The organism is Aromatoleum diolicum (assembly GCF_012910955.1).
Taxonomy (GTDB): domain Bacteria; phylum Pseudomonadota; class Gammaproteobacteria; order Burkholderiales; family Rhodocyclaceae; genus Aromatoleum; species Aromatoleum diolicum.
The window spans coordinates 66,558-88,714 of sequence record NZ_WTVQ01000020.1; the positions used below are offsets into that span (position 1 = coordinate 66,558).

Annotated in this window: 25 protein-coding genes; 13 read left to right on the forward strand and 12 right to left on the reverse strand. The window is 61.1% G+C overall.

The features are described 5' to 3' along the window. The first annotated feature begins 67 nt into the window (after positions 1–67). From ccmA to ccmI, 9 genes are read left to right on the forward strand one after another with little or no spacing between them, the layout of a single operon-like run. On the forward strand, positions 68–694 hold the full coding sequence (ccmA, locus tag GPA25_RS13175; RefSeq protein ID WP_169260861.1) for a cytochrome c biogenesis heme-transporting ATPase CcmA: 627 nt from the start codon (positions 68–70) through the stop codon (positions 692–694). Beyond that, positions 691–1,368, forward strand: coding sequence for a heme exporter protein CcmB (gene ccmB, locus GPA25_RS13180; RefSeq protein WP_169260862.1), 678 nt, complete (start codon positions 691–693; stop codon positions 1,366–1,368). The genes ccmA and ccmB overlap by 4 nt, the downstream gene beginning before the upstream one ends. Before the next feature lie 8 nt (positions 1,369–1,376). Beyond that, positions 1,377–2,141, forward strand: a complete 765-nt coding sequence (ccmC, locus tag GPA25_RS13185) for a heme ABC transporter permease CcmC (protein WP_169260863.1) — start codon at positions 1,377–1,379, stop codon at positions 2,139–2,141. Then, entirely contained in the window at positions 2,141–2,353 is a 213-nt protein-coding gene (gene ccmD / locus GPA25_RS13190) for a heme exporter protein CcmD (protein ID WP_169260864.1), read from the forward strand. The genes ccmC and ccmD (GPA25_RS13190) overlap by 1 nt, the downstream gene beginning before the upstream one ends. After that, positions 2,350–2,796, forward strand: coding sequence for a cytochrome c maturation protein CcmE (gene ccmE, locus GPA25_RS13195; protein WP_169260865.1), 447 nt, complete (start codon positions 2,350–2,352; stop codon positions 2,794–2,796). Before ccmD (GPA25_RS13190) ends, ccmE begins: the two co-directional genes overlap by 4 nt. Continuing rightward, on the forward strand, positions 2,793–4,769 hold the full coding sequence (locus GPA25_RS13200; protein ID WP_169260866.1) for a heme lyase CcmF/NrfE family subunit: 1,977 nt from the start codon (positions 2,793–2,795) through the stop codon (positions 4,767–4,769). The genes ccmE and GPA25_RS13200 overlap by 4 nt, the downstream gene beginning before the upstream one ends. An 8-nt stretch (positions 4,770–4,777) precedes the next feature. Then, positions 4,778–5,311: a DsbE family thiol:disulfide interchange protein gene (locus GPA25_RS13205; protein WP_169260867.1), complete on the forward strand. Its 534-nt coding sequence runs from the start codon at positions 4,778–4,780 to the stop codon at positions 5,309–5,311. A 4-nt stretch (positions 5,312–5,315) separates the two neighbouring features. Beyond that, a complete protein-coding gene (locus GPA25_RS13210) occupies positions 5,316–5,792 on the forward strand; it encodes a cytochrome c-type biogenesis protein (RefSeq protein WP_169260890.1) in 477 nt (158 codons plus the stop codon). After that, positions 5,789–7,057: a c-type cytochrome biogenesis protein CcmI gene (gene ccmI, locus GPA25_RS13215; protein WP_169260868.1), complete on the forward strand. Its 1,269-nt coding sequence runs from the start codon at positions 5,789–5,791 to the stop codon at positions 7,055–7,057. The genes GPA25_RS13210 and ccmI overlap by 4 nt, the downstream gene beginning before the upstream one ends. Positions 7,058–7,514: 457 nt before the next feature. On the opposite strand, the gene GPA25_RS13220 is transcribed toward ccmI, so the two are convergent. From GPA25_RS13220 to GPA25_RS13245, 6 genes are all read right to left on the reverse strand, one after another. Beyond that, a complete protein-coding gene (locus tag GPA25_RS13220; protein ID WP_169260869.1) occupies positions 7,515–8,723 on the reverse strand; it encodes a ligand-binding sensor domain-containing protein in 1,209 nt (402 codons plus the stop codon). Positions 8,724–8,822: 99 nt separating this feature from the next. Continuing rightward, complete coding sequence (locus GPA25_RS13225; protein WP_169260870.1) at positions 8,823–9,905, reverse strand: ligand-binding sensor domain-containing protein; 1,083 nt, start codon at positions 9,903–9,905, stop codon at positions 8,823–8,825. Next, positions 9,902–10,213, reverse strand: coding sequence for a c-type cytochrome (locus GPA25_RS13230; protein WP_246265661.1), 312 nt, complete (start codon positions 10,211–10,213; stop codon positions 9,902–9,904). Before GPA25_RS13230 ends, GPA25_RS13225 begins: the two co-directional genes overlap by 4 nt. Then, on the reverse strand, positions 10,213–10,869 hold the full coding sequence (locus GPA25_RS13235; RefSeq protein WP_169260871.1) for a tetratricopeptide repeat protein: 657 nt from the start codon (positions 10,867–10,869) through the stop codon (positions 10,213–10,215). Before GPA25_RS13235 ends, GPA25_RS13230 begins: the two co-directional genes overlap by 1 nt. After that, positions 10,850–12,295 (reverse strand): sigma-54-dependent transcriptional regulator, encoded by a 1,446-nt coding sequence (locus tag GPA25_RS13240; RefSeq protein ID WP_169260872.1) that lies wholly within the window; start codon positions 12,293–12,295, stop codon positions 10,850–10,852. Before GPA25_RS13240 ends, GPA25_RS13235 begins: the two co-directional genes overlap by 20 nt. A 36-nt stretch (positions 12,296–12,331) precedes the next feature. After that, positions 12,332–13,879, reverse strand: a complete 1,548-nt coding sequence (locus GPA25_RS13245) for a sensor histidine kinase (protein WP_169260873.1) — start codon at positions 13,877–13,879, stop codon at positions 12,332–12,334. A gap of 176 nt (positions 13,880–14,055) precedes the next feature. Here GPA25_RS13245 and GPA25_RS13250 point away from each other — a divergent pair, with 176 nt between their 5' ends. From GPA25_RS13250 to GPA25_RS13265, 4 genes are all read left to right on the forward strand, one after another. Next, entirely contained in the window at positions 14,056–14,673 is a 618-nt protein-coding gene (locus tag GPA25_RS13250; RefSeq protein ID WP_246265663.1) for a tetratricopeptide repeat protein, read from the forward strand. A gap of 124 nt (positions 14,674–14,797) precedes the next feature. Further along, positions 14,798–15,649, forward strand: coding sequence for a hypothetical protein (locus GPA25_RS13255; protein WP_246265664.1), 852 nt, complete (start codon positions 14,798–14,800; stop codon positions 15,647–15,649). A 15-nt stretch (positions 15,650–15,664) separates the two neighbouring features. Further along, complete coding sequence (locus GPA25_RS13260) at positions 15,665–16,441, forward strand: type IV pili methyl-accepting chemotaxis transducer N-terminal domain-containing protein (RefSeq protein WP_169260874.1); 777 nt, start codon at positions 15,665–15,667, stop codon at positions 16,439–16,441. A gap of 29 nt (positions 16,442–16,470) precedes the next feature. After that, complete coding sequence (locus tag GPA25_RS13265) at positions 16,471–17,892, forward strand: multicopper oxidase family protein (protein WP_169260875.1); 1,422 nt, start codon at positions 16,471–16,473, stop codon at positions 17,890–17,892. Positions 17,893–17,946: 54 nt separating this feature from the next. On the opposite strand, the gene GPA25_RS13270 is transcribed toward GPA25_RS13265, so the two are convergent. The 6 genes from GPA25_RS13270 to GPA25_RS13295 all read right to left on the reverse strand — a co-directional run bounded on the left by GPA25_RS13270 (position 17,947) and on the right by GPA25_RS13295 (position 21,835). Beyond that, positions 17,947–18,447: a TlpA family protein disulfide reductase gene (locus GPA25_RS13270; protein ID WP_343034926.1), complete on the reverse strand. Its 501-nt coding sequence runs from the start codon at positions 18,445–18,447 to the stop codon at positions 17,947–17,949. A gap of 70 nt (positions 18,448–18,517) precedes the next feature. Continuing rightward, complete coding sequence (ccmD, locus tag GPA25_RS13275; protein ID WP_169260877.1) at positions 18,518–18,724, reverse strand: heme exporter protein CcmD; 207 nt, start codon at positions 18,722–18,724, stop codon at positions 18,518–18,520. Then, positions 18,721–19,500 carry a cytochrome c biogenesis protein CcsA gene (gene ccsA, locus GPA25_RS13280; RefSeq protein ID WP_169260894.1) on the reverse strand — a complete coding sequence of 260 codons (780 nt, stop codon included), beginning with the start codon at positions 19,498–19,500 and terminating at the stop codon, positions 18,721–18,723. The genes ccmD (GPA25_RS13275) and ccsA overlap by 4 nt, the downstream gene beginning before the upstream one ends. Positions 19,501–19,775: 275 nt before the next feature. Continuing rightward, entirely contained in the window at positions 19,776–20,705 is a 930-nt protein-coding gene (locus tag GPA25_RS13285) for a hypothetical protein (protein WP_246265665.1), read from the reverse strand. Between the two features lie 36 nt (positions 20,706–20,741). After that, complete coding sequence (locus GPA25_RS13290; protein ID WP_169260878.1) at positions 20,742–21,407, reverse strand: c(7)-type cytochrome triheme domain-containing protein; 666 nt, start codon at positions 21,405–21,407, stop codon at positions 20,742–20,744. After that, the gene (locus tag GPA25_RS13295) at positions 21,404–21,835 is read right to left on the reverse strand and encodes a c(7)-type cytochrome triheme domain-containing protein (protein WP_169260879.1); all 432 of its coding nucleotides are present in this window, start codon (positions 21,833–21,835) and stop codon (positions 21,404–21,406) included. Before GPA25_RS13295 ends, GPA25_RS13290 begins: the two co-directional genes overlap by 4 nt. Positions 21,836–22,157 lie beyond the last annotated feature (322 nt).

Sequence of the window (22,157 nt, forward strand, 5' to 3'; positions counted from 1 at the left end):
CGAAATCGCGGTTTTCCCCGCAAGCAGGGCTCCCGAAGCAGCGCGGTCTGTGGTTAAATCCACGCCCATGCTTTATGCTAACGATCTCGCCTGTGTGAAGGGTGACCGCCCGCTGTTTCGTGGCCTCAACCTGCAGGTCGCGCCAGGCGCCATGCTGCGGGTGGCCGGTCCGAATGGATACGGCAAGACCAGCCTGCTGCGCATCCTGTGTGGCCTTGCTCTCCCGGAAAGCGGCGAAATCCGCTGGAATGACGTCCCCATTAATCGCGACCGTGAAACCTTCCACCGTGCGCTGCTGTACCTGGGGCATGCGGCGGCCCTCAACGACCTGCTGACGCCGCTCGAAAACCTGCGCTTTTCCTGCGCCGCGGGCGGCGACAAGGTTGATGAGGACATCTGCATCGACGCCCTCGTGCGTATCGGTCTCGCCGAGCAGCTCGACCTGCCTGCGCGGGTGCTGTCCCAAGGGCAGCGCCGGCGGGTCGGTCTGGCACGCCTGTTCCTCGGCACCCGACGCAAGCTGTGGGTGCTCGATGAACCTTTTACCGCTCTCGACGTGGCCGCAGTGGCCGATCTGGCTGCCACTTTGTCCGACCATTGCGCTGCCGGCGGCATGGTGGTGCTCACGACCCACCAGGATGCCCCCTTCGCCAAGCCTCCGGCGGTGCTCAATCTTGCCGAGGTGGCGTGGTGAGTCGCGCACTGGGTCCATTCGCCGCGGTCCTTGATCGCGATCTGCTGCTTGCCTGGCGCGGTCGCGCCGATGTCCTCGTGACGCTGGCTTTCTTCGTTGTCGTCGTGTGCCTGTTCCCCTTTGGGGTTGGTGCCGAACCCAACCAGCTGCGCGCCATTGCGCCGGGGGTGCTGTGGGTGGCTGCCTTGCTCTCGACGCTTCTGTCGCTGCACCGCCTGTTTGCGCAGGATCACGTCGACGGGACGCTGGAGCAATTGCTGCTGTCGCCGGAGCCCACCGTCCTGTGGGTCGTCGCCAAGATTTCCGCGCACTGGATCGCCACCGGTCTGCCGCTGGTGGTCGCCGCTCCTGCGCTCGCATTGCTGTTTGACGTGGAGCAAAGTGCGCTGGGGGTGCTTGTCTTATCGTTGGCGCTCGGCACGCCGATCCTCGCCCTGTTGGGCGCCGTCGGTGCAGCGCTGACCCTCGGATTGCGTGGCGGCGGCATGTTGCTGGCGCTGCTCGTCCTGCCCCTGTTCGTGCCGGTGTTGATATTCGGTGCCGGTGCGGTCGACGCCCATCTCTCGGGTTCCGGTGCTCAGGCACATCTTTTGCTACTTGGTGGTGGTCTGCTCGGAGCGCTGGCGCTTGCGCCACTGGCTTGCGCAGCAGCGCTCAGAATCGCGGTTGAATGATAAAAGACATGGATAAACCAGAACGTAGCAAGAGTCTGCTCCGCTTCGCTGCCCCACAGATGTTCTACCCGCTCGCAGGGCGCCTGGCGCCGTGGTTCGCGGCGGCAGCAGTGATCTTCGTCGGTATCGGCATCTGGCTCGGCTTTTTCGTTGCACCCACCGATGCCCAGCAGGGCGAGGTCTACCGCGTCATATACATCCACGTCGCCGCGGCATGGATGTCGATGTTCGTCTATCTACTGATGGCCTTCTGGTCCGCCGTCGGTCTGGTCATGAACACCCGCCTGTCCTTCATCATGGCGCAGGCGCTGGCGCCGACCGGGGCGATGTTCTGTTTCGTTGCGCTGTGGACCGGAGCACTGTGGGGCAAACCCACCTGGGGCGCATACTGGGTATGGGATGCCCGCCTTACTTCCCAATTGTTGCTGCTGTTCCTGTATTTGGGATTCATGGCGCTGACGCGTGCCATCGAGGATCCGCGGCGCGCCGACAAGGCCGGCGCCATCATCGCGCTGGTGGGGGCGATCAACGTGCCCATCATCTATTTCTCGGTGAAGTGGTGGAACACCCTGCACCAGGGCGCCTCGGTGAGCCTCAATAAGGCCCCCTCGATGGCGACCACCATGCTGGTCGGGATGCTGGTGATGGCAATTGCCGCGTGGGCCTACACCATCGCAATCACGCTGTGGCGTGTGCGATCGCTCATCCTTGAGCGTGAGCGCCACACCGAGTGGGTGGCTGCCGAACTGAATGCGCTGGAGGGCAAGGTCTGATGCAGTGGGAGTCGTGGAGCGCCTTCTGGGATATGGGTGGTTTCGCCGCCTTCGTGTGGGGCAGCTATGGCGTCACCGCACTGCTCGTGGTCGGGGAACTCATCCTCGTGATGCGCCGTCGTAGGGATACCGTACGACGCCTGTTGCGCTTGCGCCGTGCCACTGCGGCCGGAGTCAACGGGCGGCGTGCTTTTGAGGAGATCGTTGAATGAAACCCCGTAGCAAACGTCTGGTGCTGCTCGGCGGCGCTGTGGCATTGCTGGTCGGTGCCGTTGCGTTGGTGCTGACCGCCTTCCAGCAAAATCTGGTGTTTTTCCACACGCCCACCGAGGTCGCGGAAGGCAAGGCCCCGACCGGTCGGGCATTTCGCATCGGGGGGCTGGTCGAACAAGGGTCGATCAAGCGCGCCGCCGATGGCTTGACAGTGCAATTCGCGATCACCGATACCGCGAAAGTCATTCCCGTGACCTACAAGGGCTCGCTGCCTGACCTATTCAGCGAGGGCAAGGGGGCGGTAGTTCAGGGCACGATGGGGCCGGATGGCCAGTTCAAGGCGTCCGAGGTACTCGCCAAACACGATGAAAACTACATGCCGCCGGAAGCGCAACACGCGGTAGACGAGGCACAGAAAACGGCAAAGACGGTGAAGCAATGATTCCCGAACTCGGTCATTTTTCCCTGATTCTCGCCCTCGTTCTGGCCTTCGTGCAGGCCGTCGTGCCGCTCGTCGGCGCGAGCCGCAACCGCCTGGCACTGATGGCGGTGGGGCGCCCTGCTGCGCAGGGGCAATTCCTGTTCATCGTATTTTCCTTCGGCTGCCTCACCTGGGCCTTTGTCACGAGCGACTTCTCGTTGCAACTTGCGGCCACGAACTCGCATTCCGAGACGCCGCTGATATACAAGATCACCGGCGTGTGGGGCAACCACGAGGGCTCGCTGCTGCTGTGGGCGATGTCCTTGTCCTTGTGGACGGTCGCCGTGACGGTGTTCAGCCGCAATCTGCCCGACGTTTTCATGGCACGCGTGCTCGGCGTGCTCGGTTGCGTCAGCACCGGATTCCTGTCGTTCACGCTGATTACGTCGAACCCCTTCGACCGCCTGTTGCCCGGAGCCGCGCAAGGTCGTGACCTGAACCCGCTGCTGCAGGATCCGGGGATGATCATTCATCCGCCGCTGTTGTACATGGGCTATGTCGGGTTCTCGGTGGCGTTCGCATTTGCCATCGCAGCGCTGCTGTCCGGGCGCATGGATGCGGCCTGGGCGCGCTGGTCGCGTCCGTGGACGACCGTTGCGTGGGTGTTCCTGACCTCCGGCATCGCAGTCGGATCCGGCTGGGCCTACTATGAACTCGGCTGGGGCGGCTGGTGGTTCTGGGATCCGGTCGAAAACGCCTCGTTCATGCCCTGGCTGCTCGGTACGGCGCTCATGCACTCGCTCGCCGTCACCGAAAAGCGCGGCGCCTTCCGTAGCTGGACGGTACTGCTTGCAATCGGTGCATTTTCCCTGTCGCTGATGGGTACCTTCCTGGTGCGCTCCGGTGTGTTGACGTCGGTGCATGCCTTTGCCACAGATCCCGCCCGTGGTCTTTTCATCCTTGCGCTGCTGGTGCTCGTGATCGGAGTATCGCTGGTGCTGTTCGCGTGGCGGGCACCGACCCTGTCGGGCGGCGGCAGCTTTGGTCTGGTGTCGCGCGAGTCTGCGCTACTCGGCAACAACGTGCTCCTTGCGGTGGCAAGCGGTTCGGTATTGCTCGGCACGCTGTACCCGCTGTTCATCGATGCACTCAATCTCGGCAAGATTTCCGTCGGCCCTCCGTATTTCGAGACGGTATTCGTGCCGCTGATGACCCCGGTGATCGTGCTGATGATGATCGGCCCGTTCGTGCGCTGGAAGGGCGATGACGGCGATCGCATTCTGCGCAAGGTCGCCCCGGGTCTGGTGGCGAGTGCGGCTCTGGGTCTCGGCCTGGCGTTTGCGATCGGGCACGTCAGCTGGCGGACCGTGCTAGGCCTGTCCCTGGCTGCGTGGGTGTTGATCGGCAGCATCCAGATCCTCGTCCAGCGTATTGCAGACCGCCGCGGCGCCGCCCCGGGTGCGCGCCTGCGCAGCATTCCTTCGTCGTGGTGGGGCATGTGGCTGGCGCACCTCGGCATTGGCGTGTTCATCATCGGCGTCACCATGGTCGGCAGCCTCAATACGCAGATCCAGGTCAAGATGATGCCCGGTGACACCGCACAGCTTGCGGGCTACACCTTCACTTTCCGTGGCGTGAAAGACTCTCCGGGGGCGAACTACGCGGCGGCGCGCGCGACACTGGATGTCACGCGTGGCGACAGCAAGATCGCCACCCTGAATCCCGAGAAGCGCTTCTATCAGGCTCAGCAGATGCCGATGACGGAAGCCTCTATCGATATCGGCCCGTTCCGCGATGTCTACGTCAATCTCGGCGACCAGCTCGAGGACGGAGCATGGGTGGTCGGGCTGTTCTACCGTCCGTTTATCAGCTGGATATGGCTGGGATGTACCCTGATGGCGCTGGGTGGGGTGTTCGCTGCCGCAGACCGTCGCTACCGTCGTCTCGCCGAACGCGAGGTTCCGGTCGGTGCCGCTGCACGTCAGGTTGCTTGAGAGATCCAATGAAAGCGAAGTTCCTTGTTCCCCTGTTCATTTTTCTGCTGCTCGCCGGCTTTCTCGGCTACGGTCTGAAACTCAACCCGCGCGAGTTGCCCTCGGTGCTGATCGACAAGCCTGCACCGCAATTCCGGCTCGCGCAGTTGTCCGCACCGGATGTGGCGATCGCGAATGCCGACATGCGTGGCCAGGTGTGGTTGCTTAACGTGTGGGCGTCGTGGTGTGTTGCATGTCGCCAGGAGCATCCGGTGCTCAACGGATTCTCGCGCCAGAAGGTGGTTCCGTTGATTGGCCTGAACTACAAGGATGGGGCCGACGATGCGAAGGCGTGGTTGCGTGAGCACGGAGATCCGTACGACACCTCGCTGGTCGACGCGGATGGTCGCGTCGGCATCGACTTCGGTGTCTATGGTGTGCCGGAAACCTTCCTGATCGATCAGGCGGGAGTGATCCGCTACAAGCACATCGGCCCGGTAACACCGGAAGCGGTACGTGACGTGCTGCTCCCCAAAATTGCGGAGCTCAAGCGTGCGGGTTGATCTGATGCGCCGATTGGCGCTTGTTGTGGCACTGCTGGTGCCGCCTGCGGCGTTTGCTGCCGAAGCCGAACCGCTTGCGGCGGACCCCGCGCTTGAAGAGCGCGTCATGCAGCTGTCTCACATGTTGCGCTGCCTGGTGTGCCAAAACCAATCCATTGCGGAATCGAACGCGCCGCTTGCGGTGGATCTGCGCAACCAGGTTCGCGAACAGTTCGTCGCAGGCAAGGACGAAGATGCCGTTGTCGAATATCTTGTTGCCCGCTACGGTGATTTCGTTCTCTACCTCCCGCCGTTCAAGGGCACAACCCTAGTGCTCTGGCTCGGTCCGGTACTGTTGCTGATCGGCGGTGCCGGCTGGCTGGCCTGGAGGCTTCGCCGGCGCGTCACAGAGGCTGCGCCGCCCCTCACGAATGACGAACGTGCTCGTGCTGCCGCGCTGCTGGACGGCACTGCCAATACCTCCCAGGAGCCCCGCTCGTGATAGTTTTTCTGATTCTGGCCACCATGCTGGTGGCCGGTGCCCTGCTGCTTGTCATTCCGCCGATGCTGCGTGCCGGTGCACGAGCCCGCGAACATGCGGATAGGCAGCAGCAAGCCAAAACGGTCCTGATCGTCCTGCGCGAACAGCTTGCCGATCTAGAAGCCGAGCGCGCGGCAGGCGGCATCGCGGAAGCAGACTATCGCCGCTCCCGCGAGGAGCTTGAGCAGCGCGCCCTGATCGAAGGCGGCATTGCCGAAGCGGGAACCGATGCCAGTCCTGCACGCAGCTGGGCAGTCGGCATCGTCCTCGCTGTTCCGGTGCTGGCGGTGGCCGTATATCTGGTTCTCGGGACACCCGAAGGGCTTGACCCTTCGAATGCAAAGCCGCCGCCGGAGGCAGGTCATCAGATCACGCCCGAACAGATGGTGGCGATGGTTGCCCAGTTGGCCGAGCGGCTTGAACGCGAGCCGGGGGATGCCCAGGGCTGGATGATGTTGGGACGGTCCTATGCGGTGATGCAGGATTTCAAGGGCGCCGTGTCGACGTGGGCGAAGATTGGAGCGAGCATTCCCGATAACCCCGACATCCTGGCGGACTGGGCCGATCTGCTGGCCGGAGCGGCAGGACGAAAATTTGAAGGTGACCCGGATCGCCTCATCGCACGCGCGCTCGCGCTTGACCCGCATCACGTGAAGGCGCTCGCGCTCGCGGGCACAGCGGCATTTCAGCGGCAGGACTACGCGGCGGCTTCTACCTTGTGGGAACGCATCCTGTCGAACATGAAGCCGGGCGAAGAGGTTTACGGCGCCATTCTTGCGAGCATCAACGAGGCGCGTACCAAGGGCGGGATGCCCCTGCTGGACGCGCCCGGCGCCGCGCAGCCGGCGGCGATGCCGAATGCGGGCGCTCAACAGGGCGGTGCATCCGCCGATGCCCTCACGCTGCGAGGTGAGGTCAGCCTGTCGCCGGAACTGGCGACTCAGGCTGACTCTGATGACATCGTGTTCGTTTTCGCAAGACCCGCGCAGGGCGGAATGCCGGTCGCAGCGCTGCGCTTCCGTGCGGGTGATCTGCCGGCGGCGCTCGATTTCCGGTCGGCGCAGCGTATGTCACAAGGGCCTTTGCCGGCACAGTTGGCCGTTGGTGCGCGCCTGTCGAAGAAGGGGAGTGCCACTGCGAGTGCGGGTGATCTCGAAAGTGCCCCGGTTCTCGTTGCGCCCGACGCTGCTGGCGTCAAGGTCGTCATCGACCGCGTACGCAAGTAACGCGGCATTCGCGCAGAGGGGAAGCCGAGGCCAGCGACAGCGGCCTCCGCACGGCTTCCCCGCTCGCCTTCGACGCTTGTCGGCCGATGAGCGCCCGTAGATTCCCGCAGAACAATTTGATCTCGATTCGGCCTGTTTTGAATGCGCAGCGTGCCGAATGTTCATGCCCGCGGTCACCCAGTCTGGACAGTTCTCGTGAAGTTGAACCGGTAGGCGCAGTTGAAGCTGCCCCCGGCATGTGAGCTTCGTATACGCCCCTCGGCGGATTGCGCTGTCGCAGTCGCCGTGCGTTGGTGACGTGACGTGGCATTGCGTGGTCGGTGGACGGCAAAGTCGAGCGTGAGCTGCACGCGAGAGCGTGGCGAGATTTCTGTGGCACGCGGCGGCAGGGGCAAAGAAAAAGCCACCCTCGGCAGAACGAGAGTGGCTTGATTACGTTTTGCGTCAGCAGGCGGTTTTACTTTGGCGGGCGAATATGCGCGACGCCACCGTAGCTGCCGACCCACAGCCCACCCTCCGGCGTTGTCGCCATCGAGAACACCGTGTTGTTGAACAGCCCGTCCTCGGCCTTCATGATGCGATAACCATTGCCTTCCTTCAGCGCCAGACCGTTGTTCGTGCCGATCCACAGGCGGTTCTGTTGGTCACGGTGCAGCATGAACACGTGGTTGCCAGGCAGGCCTTCAACGGTGGTGGTGTTGTTCCACTGCTTGCCATCGAAATGCGCAAGGCCGCCTCCCCAGGTTCCGGCCCAGACGGTTCCGTCCTCGTCGACAACCAGGGAAATGATGTAGTTCGGATTGAAGGCCTGGTCAACTCCCTCCAGGCCCATCTCCTTTTTCTGTTGCGCGTGGTGCAGCGATTCCTTGGCGGGGTCACTCTTGTACTCGATGTCCTTCTTGACCTTTTCGTACGGGGCGCCGATGCCGCGCGAGTGGTTCCAGTTCTCCCAGGTGCCCTCAGCGTACCGGGCCATGCCGCCCTCGGTGGCGAGCCAGATTTCGCCATTCTTGCCTTCGGCAAGGCCGTAAACCCAGTCATTCGGGAGCCCGCCCTTGGTGCTCTCGACCGTGTGCAGTTCCCACGCCGACGGATCCTTCAACTTCCCGCCGCGTACGCGGTTTACACCAGACCAGGTTGCGATCCACAGGTCGCCCGTGCGCGTTTCGATGACGTCATAGACGAAAGCGTCACCGAGTCCCTCGGGGATATTGTAGGTCTCCCACGTGTTGTTGCTTTCGTCGAGGATTGACAGACCCCCGCCGTAGGTGCCCACGGTGATCTTGCCCTGAACACGTCCAACATAGAACATGCCATTTGAGAGGAGTCCGGTCTGGTTGTCGAACAGCTTATACTCGTCGCTGCGAGTGTCATAGCGGATGACGCCGCCGGACGTTGCTACCCACACCACCCCGTTTTCAGCGTAGATCTTCTTGACGTTCTTGTTGCCGACCCGGAAATGCGTGAATTTTTCGTTAGGATCGGCGCCGACCTTTCCTCCGCGGATCTGGCCGTCCGCTGCCGGTACCTGCGCCGCCCCGCCTTGGGGGGCTGTAGCAATTTGAGGTGCCGTGGTCTTCGTCCCCTGCTGCTGGCCCAGCGTGTAGGCTCCAGCAATGGCGACTGCGCCGGCAATCACGGCTACGGCTGCAACTTTGTAATTCATGCGGCAAAACTCCATTGAATAAATTGAATTGCGCCGGGCACTTCGCTGCGATCCGGGGTCGGGAACCCTCGATGCGCTGCAATGCGCGGCCGTAGATCCTTATTTCTTGCCGATGATAGCGACACCACGTCGTGTTCCCACCCAGATATCACCGTTTGGTGCAGCGGTAAGCGTATAAACATGGGAGTCGAGAAGACCATCCTGTGTCGTGAATGAACGCCAGGTCTTGCCGTCAAAACGCGAAACGCCCTTGTCGGTTCCGAACCAGAAAGCACCCTTGTCGTCGCGTGCGATCGAATAGACGATATTCCCGACGAGGCCGTCTTTGGTGTTGTAATTGCGCCAGGTCGTCCCGTTAAAGCGGGCTACACCACCCCCCCAAGTGCCGACCCAGGCGTCGCCGTCCGGTGCGATGTGCATTGCAAAGGAATAGTTAGGGTTGTATGTCGCGTCACCGCGTTCCATGGTCGATAGGTCGTGGCGGGAGCGGGTGCCAAGGCCGGTATTGCTGCTGGCCGGAAGCTGATCCGCGTTGGGGGCGCCCAGCCCGTCCTTGTGGGTCCATGACTTCCATGTTTTGCCGTCGAACATCGAGACGCCCCCTTCGGTTGCGAACCATGTTCGCCCTTTGGCATCGACGTCCAGACCGTAGACCCACTCGTTCACCAGTTCCTTCACGTAAGTCTTGAATTTGCCGGTCTTCACATTGAAGTGATTCACGCCAGCCCACGTGCCGATCCAGAGGTTGCCCTCCTTGTCGTTGGCAAACGAGTAGATCCAGTAATCGGCGAGGCCGTGCATCGGGAAATAGGTTTTCCAGTTGCCGTCCTTGTACCGCGAGACGCCACCGGCGTTCGTCCCGAACCATTTGTAGCCTTGAGAGTCGATTCCGACGGCAAAGACATATTCATTTGCGAGGCCGTCACTGCGCGTGAAGGTATTGCGCGGCTTTCGGGAGGTGAGGTCGATCTCATGCACTCCCGCCGACGTTCCCACCCACGCCGTGTTGGTTTTCGGCTCCATGGTCAGTGCCCGCACATAAACCGGGTCGCCGACATTGAAGGTTTCCAGAATCTTGTAATCCGGAGCCGGTGTTTGTGCGAATGCGGCGCTGGTCAAGCAACTCAGGGCAAGACTGATGACGCCAAAGGTGCGTTGTGCGTTCGGGAGGTGCAAGGTCATTGTTGGAGAGTCCGCAAGTAAGCGATTACGTCGAAAATCTGGTGGTCTTGCAAAATCCCGTTGAACGACGGCATGGCCATCTTGCCGGCCTTGATCGACATCATCAGCGTCATGTCTGGCTGCATCAGTCGTTCGCCGCGGGAAAAATTGGGTGCATTGGGGATGGCTGCTAGCCCGCCGACGCCATGGCAGCCAACGCAAAATTGCCGATAAATGCGTTGCCCTTCGGATACATTGGCCGCCAGGCCGGTGGCAGAATGTCCCATCAGCGCAATAAGCGCCCCAATCAACATGCCCTTGCCTGCCATTATTTCTTGGCTCCCTTCTTCGGGCCCTGGCCACGCATGCGTGCAAGCTGTGCGGCCCAGTGATCGGCTTTCGCCGAGTCGGCCGTGAGCCCGTAGGTACCCTTGCGATAGGCGGTTGCCAAGGTTTCCACGGCCTCCACTTCGCCAAGTTCGGCAGCCTGAATCAGAAACTGGCCGGCTTCCGGAGTATTGCTATCGGTTGCACCAAGTCGTGTGTCGCCGTGCACGTAAGCCAATGCGATTACGATGATTGCCCGCGAGTGGCCTTGCGCGGCAGCTGCGCGCATCAGACGGTTGGCTTCGCCTTCGGAGGGAGCCTTGGCTTCCCCCGAGATATACATCTTTGCCAGTCCGTACTGGCCGTCCGCATTGTTCTGTTCGGCCGCTTTGAGAAGGTAGGCGGCTGCATCGATGTCATACTCCCCGCTGTCGAGGATGGAGCCATACAGCGCTTGGGCTTCAGCGTGCCCGGCGTCCGCTGCCTGCTTGAGTGGTGCCATCGCGCCGAAGACGTCACCCGCGCGGTAGGACTTCAGGCCCTCCTGATAATCCGTTGCGGGGTCGGCCCAAGCGGCCGACGAGAACGCAATAAAAGCGCAGACCAGCACGATCTGGCTGAAAGCGGGAACGCGCTTCTCAGTTCCGGGAAGTTTCATGTTTGATTCCTTGGTCGGAGTTGGAGTCTCGGATCGGTTGAGGTATGCCGGTAGCGTTCCTGGAAATTCCGTAAGCTTCAAATTCTTCCATCTTGCGGTACAGGCTGGATAACCCTATCCCCAGCCGTTGCGCAGCAAGACGCCGGTCGCCGCCGGTTTCATCGAGCATCCGGAAGATCACGCTGGACTCGAACTCGCGCAATTGATCGCGCAGGCAAAGCTGGGTAGCAATGGGTGTGCCATGAACAAGCGGGCGCGGCGCGTTGCGGATGATTTCCGGCGGCAGGTCGTCGACGGTGATGCAATTATCTTCCGCCAGGATGCACGCACGGTTGATGACGTTTTCCATCTGCCGCACGTTTCCGGGCCATGGGCAGGTCAGAAGGAGCCGCTCGACATCTTCCGTAACGGTCATGCACGTCTCCGCACCGTGCTGTTCGCGCGCACGGTCGAGGATGTAACGGATAAGGCTGCGAATGTCATCCTGGCGTTCGCGCAATGGGGGGATGTGGATGTGAAACATGCTGAGCCTGAAGAAGAGGTCTTCACGGAACGTGCCGTCCTTGACCATCTGACTCAGATCGCGGTTGGTAGCCGCGATGATCCGGCAATCGACGCGACGCGCCTGTTCGCTGCCGACCGCACGGATTTCCTTTTCCTCGATCGCGTGCAGCAGCTTGGTCTGCATCAGCATGGGCAGCTCGCCCACTTCATCGAGAAACAGGGTGCCAAGGTCGGCTTGCAGGAAGAGACCCTTGCGGGCCTTGTCTGCGCCAGTGAAGGCGCCCTTGGTGTGGCCGAAAAACTCCGACTCCATCAGGGTTTCGGGAATGGCGCTGCAGTTGACCGGCAGGAACAGGTGTTCGCCGCGACGACTTTGGTCATGGATCGCGCGGGCGAGTACGCCCTTGCCGGTACCCGACTCGCCGGTGATGAGTACCGTGCTGTCGGTCGGCGCGACTTTTCCGGCGAGCCGCTCCACCGCTTGCATTGGTGCGGAGGTAAACCGAAACTTCGCGGCGTCGCCCTTGGCAAATTTGCGGAGGACGCGGTTTTCCTCGCGGAGGCCGCGGAGCGCGGCGATCTGCTGTACGCGATGAAGCACCTCCTCGACATTGAATGGCTTGATGATGTAATCGGATGCCCCCGCGCGCAGCGCCTCGACAGCCGTTTCCATCGAAGCAAAGGCGGTGACCATGATGAAGTTGGTCTCGATGGGGGATTCCTTGATCGAGCGCATCAGGTCGACGCCATTGCCGTCAGGCATCTTGATGTCGCATAGCGCCAGATCGACGTCGCCGCGCACGAGCTTGGATGCGGCTTCGGTGCAGTTGCGGGCCTCGTCCACCGAATAACCGGCCTGCCGACACGCGTCGGCGAGAATTTCGCGCACCGCGCGCTCGTCATCAATCACCAGTATGTGCATCGGATTCCCTTCATGTTTGAAGCCCTGCTGTGTACGTCAGGCGGGACTCAAGACAGCGCGCAGAGGCAAGGTGATGCGTGCGACGGTGCCCTGTCCCGGTGTGGAGTCGAGGGTCAATGAGCCTCCGGCGTCCTGAACCAGCTCCCGGCTGAGTGCCAAGCCAAGGCCTGTACCCTTGCCGGCCGGCTTGGTCGTGAAATACTCGTCGAACACTCGGTCAAGCGTTTTGGTGTCGATACCGCCGCCATTGTCGATGATTTCGATCACTGCCTCGTGCTGACTGGCATGGGTTCTTGTGGTGATCGTACCCTGATGCTCCGCCGGCATTTCTTCCAGCGCGTCGGCGGCGTTGATCAAAAGGTTCATCAGTACCTGGGTAAGGTGGTCGCCGATCGCACGGACGGCGGGCATTTCTCCGTCCAGTTCACTGTTCAGTGTAATGCGGCGAAAACGGCGATCGTAGCTCACGAAGGCGCAGGTGTTCCGGACCAGTTCGTTCAGGTTCAGCAGTTCGGGTTCGAGTGCCTGTGGGCGTGTGAAATCTGCAATCTGCCGCGTAATCAGCGAGATGCGTTTGGCTTGCTCGAGAATCAAGCCAGGCTGGCAGGTGGCCCCATGGTTCGGGCAGTGCTGGCTCCGCTGCACCTGGCTGATAGCGCTGGCGACACCCGTAATGGCCGCGATCGGATTGTTGATTTCGTGCGCGAGTTGGGCCGCCAGCGAGCCCACGGCGACCATTTTCTCACGGTGGAACTGCTCAAGGCGGGAGCGCTCGATGTGACGCTCTCGTTCTCGCAAGTCCTGCTGCATGCGATTGACCGCCCTCATTAGGGTGCCAAGTTCATCGTTGCGGGTGACGGTCAGGGGAGTGTCGCGATTGCCATTCACAATATCGTGCGCGTGTGCTTCGAGTTTGCGGATGTCCCAAGTGAGCCGACTGAAGAAGATTGCGGTGGCGGCACCCAGCAGAATCAGTCCGATCACCAGCATTGCCAAGCCGCTAAGTGTAATGCGATCGTAATTTTCGCGATACTCGTCCAGCAGTTTCAGACGCTTTGCATGGGCTGTCTGCGTGATGCCATCGAGTTCAAGGATGAGTTCATTGAGCGTAGCCCGCGTTACGCCCAACGCCCCCAAGCTTGGCGATTGCGCCAAGTCGCGCACCAGTGCGTGCAGCTTTCCCGAGAGCATCAGGACCGCGGGGTGGCGGTTTTTGATGGCCTCCATCAGGGACAGGCTCGCCTCGATCTCGATCATCGAGCGGATCGCGGACGATGCCAGGTCGTCGTCGGAAAAACTCATATTCACGGCAAACAGCGTTCGAGCCATAGACGTGTTGATCTCGAGCAGTTGCGACTCGACGCGGTGTGCGTGCTCGAGTTCTTCGACAACGCGTAACAGTCCCTGTCTCTGTCCTTCGGTGGATACGCCGATCAACAGCGCGTAGCCTGTCATCAGGATGAATGCAACAATACCCTTGGCCCTGAGAGACAGGGTTTTCGGCTGTCGATTGTCTTGTGCCGGTTCGGTGAAACCGCTGCCGGTCAAGATTTCGTGATCGGCTGTCGTTGCGTTGGCATTCATCTCGTTTCTCATGTGCATGCGCCTCGTGCGCCAACGCCGTCGGCTACACTGCGCGCATGCGTGCGCGGTGACAGGTATTTTCGCAGATGGCAGGCACCTTGGCATCCTGCCCCTTTGATGCAATATAGAGCGCTGCGTTGCGGATACGTTCGCGGGGGACTGGTCCGGTATGGATATTGCGTCAAGCGCCGCAGGAATGGGTGCGATGCTCCGTCTCCGCGTCGTTCCATCGCACAACACAGATTTTTTCAGGGAGTGAGTCTTTCATGTTGCGTCGAGTTGCATTGTGCATGATGTTGCTGACCGGAATAGCCAACGCCGCGCCACTCGACGATGCGATTCGTCAGTATGACGGTGGTCAGTATGAATCTGCGGCAAAGCAGTTCGCACCGCTTGCCGAGGCGGGCGATGCGGTTGCCCAGGAAAAGCTGAGCGTCATGTATTTCTACGGACGCGGCGTGCCCGAGGATGAAGCGCGTGCGCTGCAGTGGGCGCGCCGCAGTGCGGATCAAGGCAACCTTGACGCGATGTTCTTCATCGGCAATATGTACGTTTTCGGCGATCAGGTGCCCAAGACGGTGCCGGACCCGGATCAGGAGGCTGCGCGCTGGTATTTCGAGGCTGCGCGGCGTGGTCATGCAGAAGCCGAATATGGCTTGGGGCTCTTGTTCCTTGCCGGCAAAGGAGTTGTGCAGGATCAGGAAGAGGCGATGAAATGGATACGGATGGCTGCCGAGCACGGTCATGCCGGGGCGCGCTCCTTCCTGGGTGGCGACCGGTCCGCCGGGCACTGACGCGTCGGCATAGCTGAATTCGGGTGCCGGGTGGATGCCCGATTGTTCGCAACGCGGTGAAGTTCGCTATGATTTCCTGGCACAGGATCGGGGGAGGCCAATGAGATCGCGCTGGTGTATAGGCTTGGCCGCGGCACTGCTGGTGGGGGCCGTAGCGGCCCAGACTCCCGCCGACGGTGCGGATCAGAAGCGCCGATTGATCGAGCAGAAGATCAGGCTGCTTGAAATGCTCATTAACTCGCCCGCGGCCAAGGGAGCGCCATATGGTCGGGAGGCGGAGTCAGCAACTTTGCTCGAGAAGGGGCGCACATCCATCGACGATGCGCGAAAGGCGCTCGCCGACGGGCGCTTCGATGAGGCGGCAAAGCTCCTGGACGAGGCGCTGAAGTCGGCTTCCAGTGCCTCGCGCAGGATGTCCGCGGGCGAGGGCGGCTTGTCCGAAAGCGCCCAGCGAAAGAGCCTCCAGGACCTCGGTGAGCAGGTCGAAATGTACCGTACGTCCCTTGGGGAACTCGCGACGGATCCGGAAAAGGGCGCGGCCGCACGAGCGCTGCTTGGCCGCATCGATGCTCTGCGGGCGGAGTCCGTGCAGCTGGCGACCGGCGGGCGTCTGGGCGACGCGAACAGGAAGTTGGCGGATGCCTACAAACTGGCGGTTGAAGAAATGTCGCGACTGCGTGCCGGTCAGGAGGTCGTGCTGTCCCTCAAGTTCGATACGCCGGCGGACGAATATGCGTATGAAAAAAAGCGCTTCGCCAGCAACGAGATCATGGTCGACATGATGATTGCCGAAGGCCGCGCTGAAGGTGACAAGCGCCGGCTTGTCGACGGATTCGTCGACAACGGGCGCCGGCTTGGCTCCCAGGCCGATACCCAGGCCAGCTCCGGTCAGTATCCGGAAGCGGTAAAGCTCATGGAGCAGGCGTCCGCCCAGCTCATTCGCGCACTTCAGGCGATGGGCGTGCCGGTATTCTGACGAAAGGATCGGCGAATGCTAAGAAAACTAAGCGCCTTGCTCTGGGCGATGTGCCTGGCGATTGCAGTGCATGCGGCTGCGCCGGTTCTTGCGCCCGCGGCTTCGGTCAATATCGCAGGCGAGCAGCGCATGTTGTCGCAGCGTCTCGCCAAAGCCTACGCGCAACTCGGACTCAATATTGTGCCTGGAGTGGCAGGCATGCAGGTCAAGGAGTCCATCTCGCGCTTCGAAGCGAATCTGGACCTTCTGCGGCCCGGCGTTGCCAGTGTCGCCGAGGCTGCGCCGATCTATAAACGTCTTGTGCAGGAATGGTCGACGCTTCGAGCCGCGGCGGTGATCCCGGTGACGCGCGATTCAGCACTTGCGGTGTCGCAGAGGAGTCAGCGCGTTCTCGACAGCGCCGAGCAATTGACCCAAGCGCTTTCCGCGGCATCGGGTGATGTCGGACGACGTGTCGACCTCGCCGGAAGGCAGCGCATGCTATCCCAGCGGCTGGTGAAGGCCTACATGCTCCAGTCCTGGGGTGTCGACTCGCGGGAAAATCGCCATGAGATGGACGCTGCTGCGCGGGAGTTCAGCGAGGGGCTGGTGGCGTTGGCAGCGCTACCCGACAATACCGCTGAGATGCGTGTCGAGCTCGAGGAGATCGCGCTGCAGTGGGAATGGCTTCAGACCGCACTTGCAGTGGAGGGGGCGACGTCCTATCGCCTGGTGGTTGCCGAGGCGGGCGACTCCATCCTTATCGCAGCTGACCGCCTGACTCGTTTATACGAGCAATCGGGCGTCCGTTGAGCCGCAACCTGTACGCTGGAGATGCAAGTATGAACATGTCACGCCGTGAGTTCATCAAGTCGGCTGCAGTGTCAGCAGGCGGCTTGGCGATGATGCCGGGGATGGTGTTTGCGGCGCCTGCTCGTGCCATGACTCTGCGGGCAGCTCCGTTTGAACAGGCCGTGCGCACCGGGGGCCCACGTACCAATTTCTGGGGCTTCAACGGTGGAGTTCCCGGCCCGGTGCTGAAATTCCGCAAGGGGGAATCCGTTCGTCTCGTCGTCCAGAATGCGCTTGATGTCGATTCAGCGGTTCACTGGCATGGCGTACGGGTGCCGAATGCGATGGACGGGGTGCCGCATGTCACACAGAATCCGATCAGGCCGGGGGATGAATTTGTATACGAATTCGCTCTCCCCGACTCCGGCACTTTCTGGTACCACCCTCACCAGTCGAGCTTCGAGCAGGTCCCGCGAGGGCTTTATGGCGCGTTGATCGTAGAAGAGGATGAGCCAATCGAAGTTGATCGTGAGCTGGTGTGGGTACTGTCAGACGTACGCATTGGTGACGACGGGCGCCAGACCGAGGATTTCGGGCGCATTCTTGATGTGGCTAATGATGGCCGCATCGGTAATCAGGTGTTGCTCAACGGCAAAGCTGCGGGAGCCGAGCTCGCGATCGACGTGCGACGAGGCGAGCGCATTCGTCTGCGACTCATCAATGCCGCCGCCGCACGCATTTTTCAGCTGGGCTTGGCTGGGCATGCGATAAACGTGATTGCCTTCGATGGTCAGGCTGTCGAACCGCATGTCGTCGAGAACCTGCAGTTGGGGCCGGGTATGCGCGCCGATCTTGTCATTGACTGCATGCAGGTGCCGGGAGGCCGCTATCTGCTGACTGACAGCCACCGCCGCAATGCCGGACCATTGGCAACGCTGATCTACAGCGATGCGCGCCCGCTGCGCGACAAGCCACTCTCCGCTCCGATCAGGCTAGCCCCGAATCAGTTGCCGGAACCCGATCTCGCGAAAGCCACCGAGCACTACATCATGTTCCAGGGGGGGATGCGCGGGGTTCCGGTGATCGGGCTCGTCGACGGCAAACCGGCCAAGACCCATGAACTGATGGAGCGGCACGGACTGGCGTGGACGATGAACTACACGGCCCGACACGAACATTCGCTGATGCATGAACCTTTCCTGCATCTCAATCTCGGCGAGCATGTGGTGTTGCGCATGATCAACGAAACCGACTTCGTGCACCCGATGCACCTTCACGGTCATTTTTTCCGCGTGATTGCGGTCAACGGAAAGAAAGTCACCCCGCAGCCGTGGCACGATACGGTCATCATGGGGCCGCGACAAAGCGTTGATGTTGCATTCGTTGCCGACAACGCCGGGGACTGGATGTACCACTGTCACATCCTCGATCATGCGGCTGGCGGAATGATGGGGACCATTCGGGTCGGCTAGGGCCTGCCAACGCTTACTGCCGTAGGCTGCGGTGAGCAACGTTCCACTTGTGCTTTAGTGTTTTGAACGCCCGGGGGCGAGCAGGATTTGCTTGACCTCCTGCATCACGGTGTCGCTCGCCCAGTCGCGTTGTCCGAGGTGCTGCCCGAGAATGCGCCCATCGGCGCCGACATACAGCGTCAGTGGCAAGGCCATTGCTCCGAGCGATGTCATGGCCTGGCTTGGGGATGTTGCGATCGCGATCGGTAATTTGATGCCGTATTTGAGGGCGAACTCGCGCACCAAGTTCTGATCGTTGTCGACCGACAATGCCGTTACGCGAATACCCGACGGCTCAAGCATCTCGCTCAGCCGTTGCAGGGACGGCATTTCAGTGCGGCAAGGCGGGCACCATGTTGCCCAGATATTCACCACCGTTGGTTTGCCCACCCATTCTGCGATGCTCAGTGACGAGCCATGAAGCGTTACCATGGCGATCGCCGGGAGTGTCGCGATTGCGTCCTTGCCGGCTGCACGGGTGGCTTGCGGCAGGCTGAGCAGCAGTGTCGAGAACACCAGAGCCAGCGCGCGAATGATTTTCCCAAGTACGCTGTGGCGAATGATTTCTTGCCCGGTTTGCCTGCGGCTATGTGTGTGTCTCATCGGCCGGTGGGTTCCGCGGCTTGCGATTGATACGTGTAAAGCGGCCAAGATGTTCGAGAATGGAGCGGCGGCTCAGCGCAAGTACGGCGATTTCGGTTGCAATTACGACAATTGCCACCAGGTAGGCGCTCCACACGTACAAGCCGTCGCCGCCCATGGCCCAGAACGCGCCCCAACTGCTCCAGGTCATGGGCGCACCTTGGCGTAGGTGGCAACCCATTCGCTGCTGCGTTCCCGCATGAGTATCACTATTCTCAGGCGGGCCAGCGCCGCCGCCGCGGTGTATGCCAGCAGACCGATTCCCATTGCCAGCATGCCGGTAAACACGGGCGGTGTCATGTTCGCGGGCGGAGTAAGACTCAACGATACCGTTCCGTACATGGCGCTCCAGCGATAAACCGAAAAATACAGCAGAGGCAGGCCGAATACGCCGACGAGTGCCAGTACGCCGCTTGCACGGTCTGCACGCCGTGGGTCGTCGATCGCCTCCTGCAGGGCGATGAAGCCGAGGAAAAGAAACAGGACCAGCAGTTCGGATGCGAGGCGTGCTTCCCATACCCACCAGACGCCCCAGATCGGCTTGCCCCAAAGCGAACCAGTCCATAGAGCCAGAAATGCGAACAGCGCTCCGGTGGGGGCCAGTGCGGACGCCAGCATCGAAGCGAGTCGGTGCCGCCGGACGACACCATATCCTGACGCCGCAGCCATCAAGACATAGATCAGGACCGAAACCCACATCGACGGTGTATGGAGAAACGCGATGCGGTAGTGCTCGCCCTGGTGTGCGTCAGTCGGAGCGACGAAAAAGCCGACATACAGGCCGAAGCCGCAGAGCACTGCGGCAGCCCACGAGAACCAGGGCGTCAAACGACCCGCGAGCGCATAGCAGTGCTGCGGACAAGCGAATCCTGGCCTCGCCACAGGGGGCGGGTCACAAATGTTTAGGGTGCTGCTGAGTGTTGGCATCTTGTTGTGCGCTTTTGGACATTGGGGTTGGTATCCACGAATAGCAATCACCATGCCCATGTTCCGCTGGTAAGAGCTGCGATGGACGTTTGGTGTGGTGCTTTGCCAACCCGGTGTCTGCTCCGAGTCGATATGCTGACGTCAGCTTCAGGAATCGTCGCGACTGGCACTGCAAAATAGAGCCTTCCTGAAATCGGGAAATCAGGGAGCGCCCCTTCTAGCTGAGCATTAGCGCGGGGAGGGGGCAGGAGCTTCCCGCCGGCTTCGCTCGTATGTTAGCCGGGGATATAGATGCCTGCGCTTCGGATGGCTTTAACGAGTTCGCTCGTCGATTGTTCAAGAAGCTTGATGCCCGCTTCGAAATCCTTTCGCGAAGCGGCCGCTTCCGCTTCGCCACGCAGTGCGCCGGCGCTGGTGAGGAATTCAGTGACGCGTGGGCTCATCGGTGCGTCGCCAAGCTTGTCTTCAAGCAACACCTTTACGAGCATCTTGTGGGTCTCGTTGCGGTCGATCTCGTAATGGTATTCCTCTTCCTTCGTCGCGAAATTCAGGGACCGCACCAGCGTGTCACCTGAGCGCATCGAGCTGACCGACGCTTTCGCAAGGAGATATGCCTGTTCAAGCGTCGTGCGTGCGCTGGGGAACTGACCTGCAGCAGCTTTGCGCTCAGCCTCGGCGATCAGCGACTCGATCTGCTTGCTGCTTTCTTGCGACTCTTTGACATTGCTTTTTTCCGTGGCGATACGTTTCTGCGCCGATAACAGGGCACGAACGCTTTCGAGCTTGTTCTTGTAGTCGGTCTCGACTTTCTTGGATGTCACCGATTCAGGGGCCGCCAGTCGGGCCGCATCGAACATCGTCTTGCTGGCCGATGACAGAAGGGCGGAAGCATTGGCCAGGTCGCCTGCCTCGAACGCGGCCTTGGCCTTGCCGTAGAGTTCCTTGGCGCTATTGCGCTTTTCGATGGCGGCAGCTTCTCCGCTGGATTCAATCTGGTTTGCGGCCGTGGATTTTTCGATCAGCGTCCCGACGGACTCGAAACGTCGCTCGAGTTGGGCGCGATCCGGCTGGCGGGCCTGAATACGGGTGGATGCGCTTTCGGTGGGCGGGGCCTCTGTCTGGGCCGCTGCCGTGAAAGGATTGATCAGTGCGCAAACTATTACTGCATGCCCAAAGAGCCCTGCGGGTATGGATGTTTTCATCATTTCGGACTCCTGGGCATACCGTTGTACATCAACTAGTTACTGGCCTGATCGTGCGACTGGGCCGTCCTTCTTCTTCGAGTGACACAGGCGGCATTCAGAGACAGGGAAGGCGACCTTGCCATGGCAGACGCCGCACTTCTGGCCAAGCAGAATCGCGGCCATGCTGATCTGGTTAGCACCTTTCTGCGGGATGAAGATTGCCGGGTGGCAGTTCGAGCAGTCGAGCCACTCCGTGTGCTGCTTGTGTGGGTAAACCACGTCCGGCATTGAGCCCTTCACTTCACGCACGATGTTCAGATCCATGACGACCGGTACCGCATTGCCGTCAATGCGGTCCCAGCGCGGATTGATGGCTTTGTCCGACAGTGCCTTCACCCAGTTGACGCGGTTGCCGGAGTTGCTGCGGGGCATGCTCTCGAATGCGGTCAAGGGGGGCAGCAGGGCGGCCGTGCCCTCGCTGGTGGGGTCATGAATGCCATCCTGGGTCGGCGGCAGGTTGCGTTGATTTGCCGGCTTCAGCAGGCGGTTGAAGCGGTTGACGTCCCCGGCGGCGGGTGCTGCAGCGGGAACTGCAGCGGCGGCTGGCGGGGTCGCAGGTGTTGCGGCGGCCTTGCCCTTGGTGTCCTGGGCGATGGCGGAAGCCGACCCGAGCAGTGCGACTGCGAGGAACGGCAGGAGCAGGGTTGGAATACGGCGGGTCATTTCTTGCTACCTCCTTGCCCGACGGGAACGGCCAGTTTCTGGATGGTGCTTTCGTGCACTTGCGTTGGAGTGTTGGGTTTTGCCGAATGGCAAAGGTCGCAGTTTTCAACCGACCAGGCGATTTCGCCGTTGTGGCATGCGCCACAGAACTGGCCATCGATGATCTTCAGCATGGTGATTTCGTTACCGCCGGCCTTGAACTGAAAGCCCAAGTCGGCATGGCACACCTTGCAACGGAAGCGGATGCGGTGGAACCAGTGCGGGAAGATCACAGGACGCATACCGGCCGCGTCAGCATAATTGTTGATGACCACGTCGCCGTACTCGGCGTGGCTGTCGGACGGGGACCACAGCGTCATGGCCACCACTGCAAACAACAGTGTGGCAAGCCCACGGCGGACCCTTGCTGCCCACGGGAACTGCTTCATAGTTCAACCCTCTTCAAAACGTGAACCGTTCCTGCCAGCCAAAATGCCCGAGATTCCAGTGGCTGGCAACCAAACCAATGCAAGCATTATTGCCGGCGACCAAAAATCGTTTTATTGGCGGCCTTCGTGCTGCAGCAATGCACGCCAATGCATCCTCGTCATCCTTCAGGATGTGCAATATCGCCGTGCGTCGGAGCGTTGATGGAAGCAAAAATCAAGCCCGTGTCTGAGGCTTCCCGCTCCCCTGTTTGTCCTTTGAGATTTCTAGTTACCAATTCGACTTGTCGAAATCTGCAATGTCTGCGTCTGCCATGAACAGGAA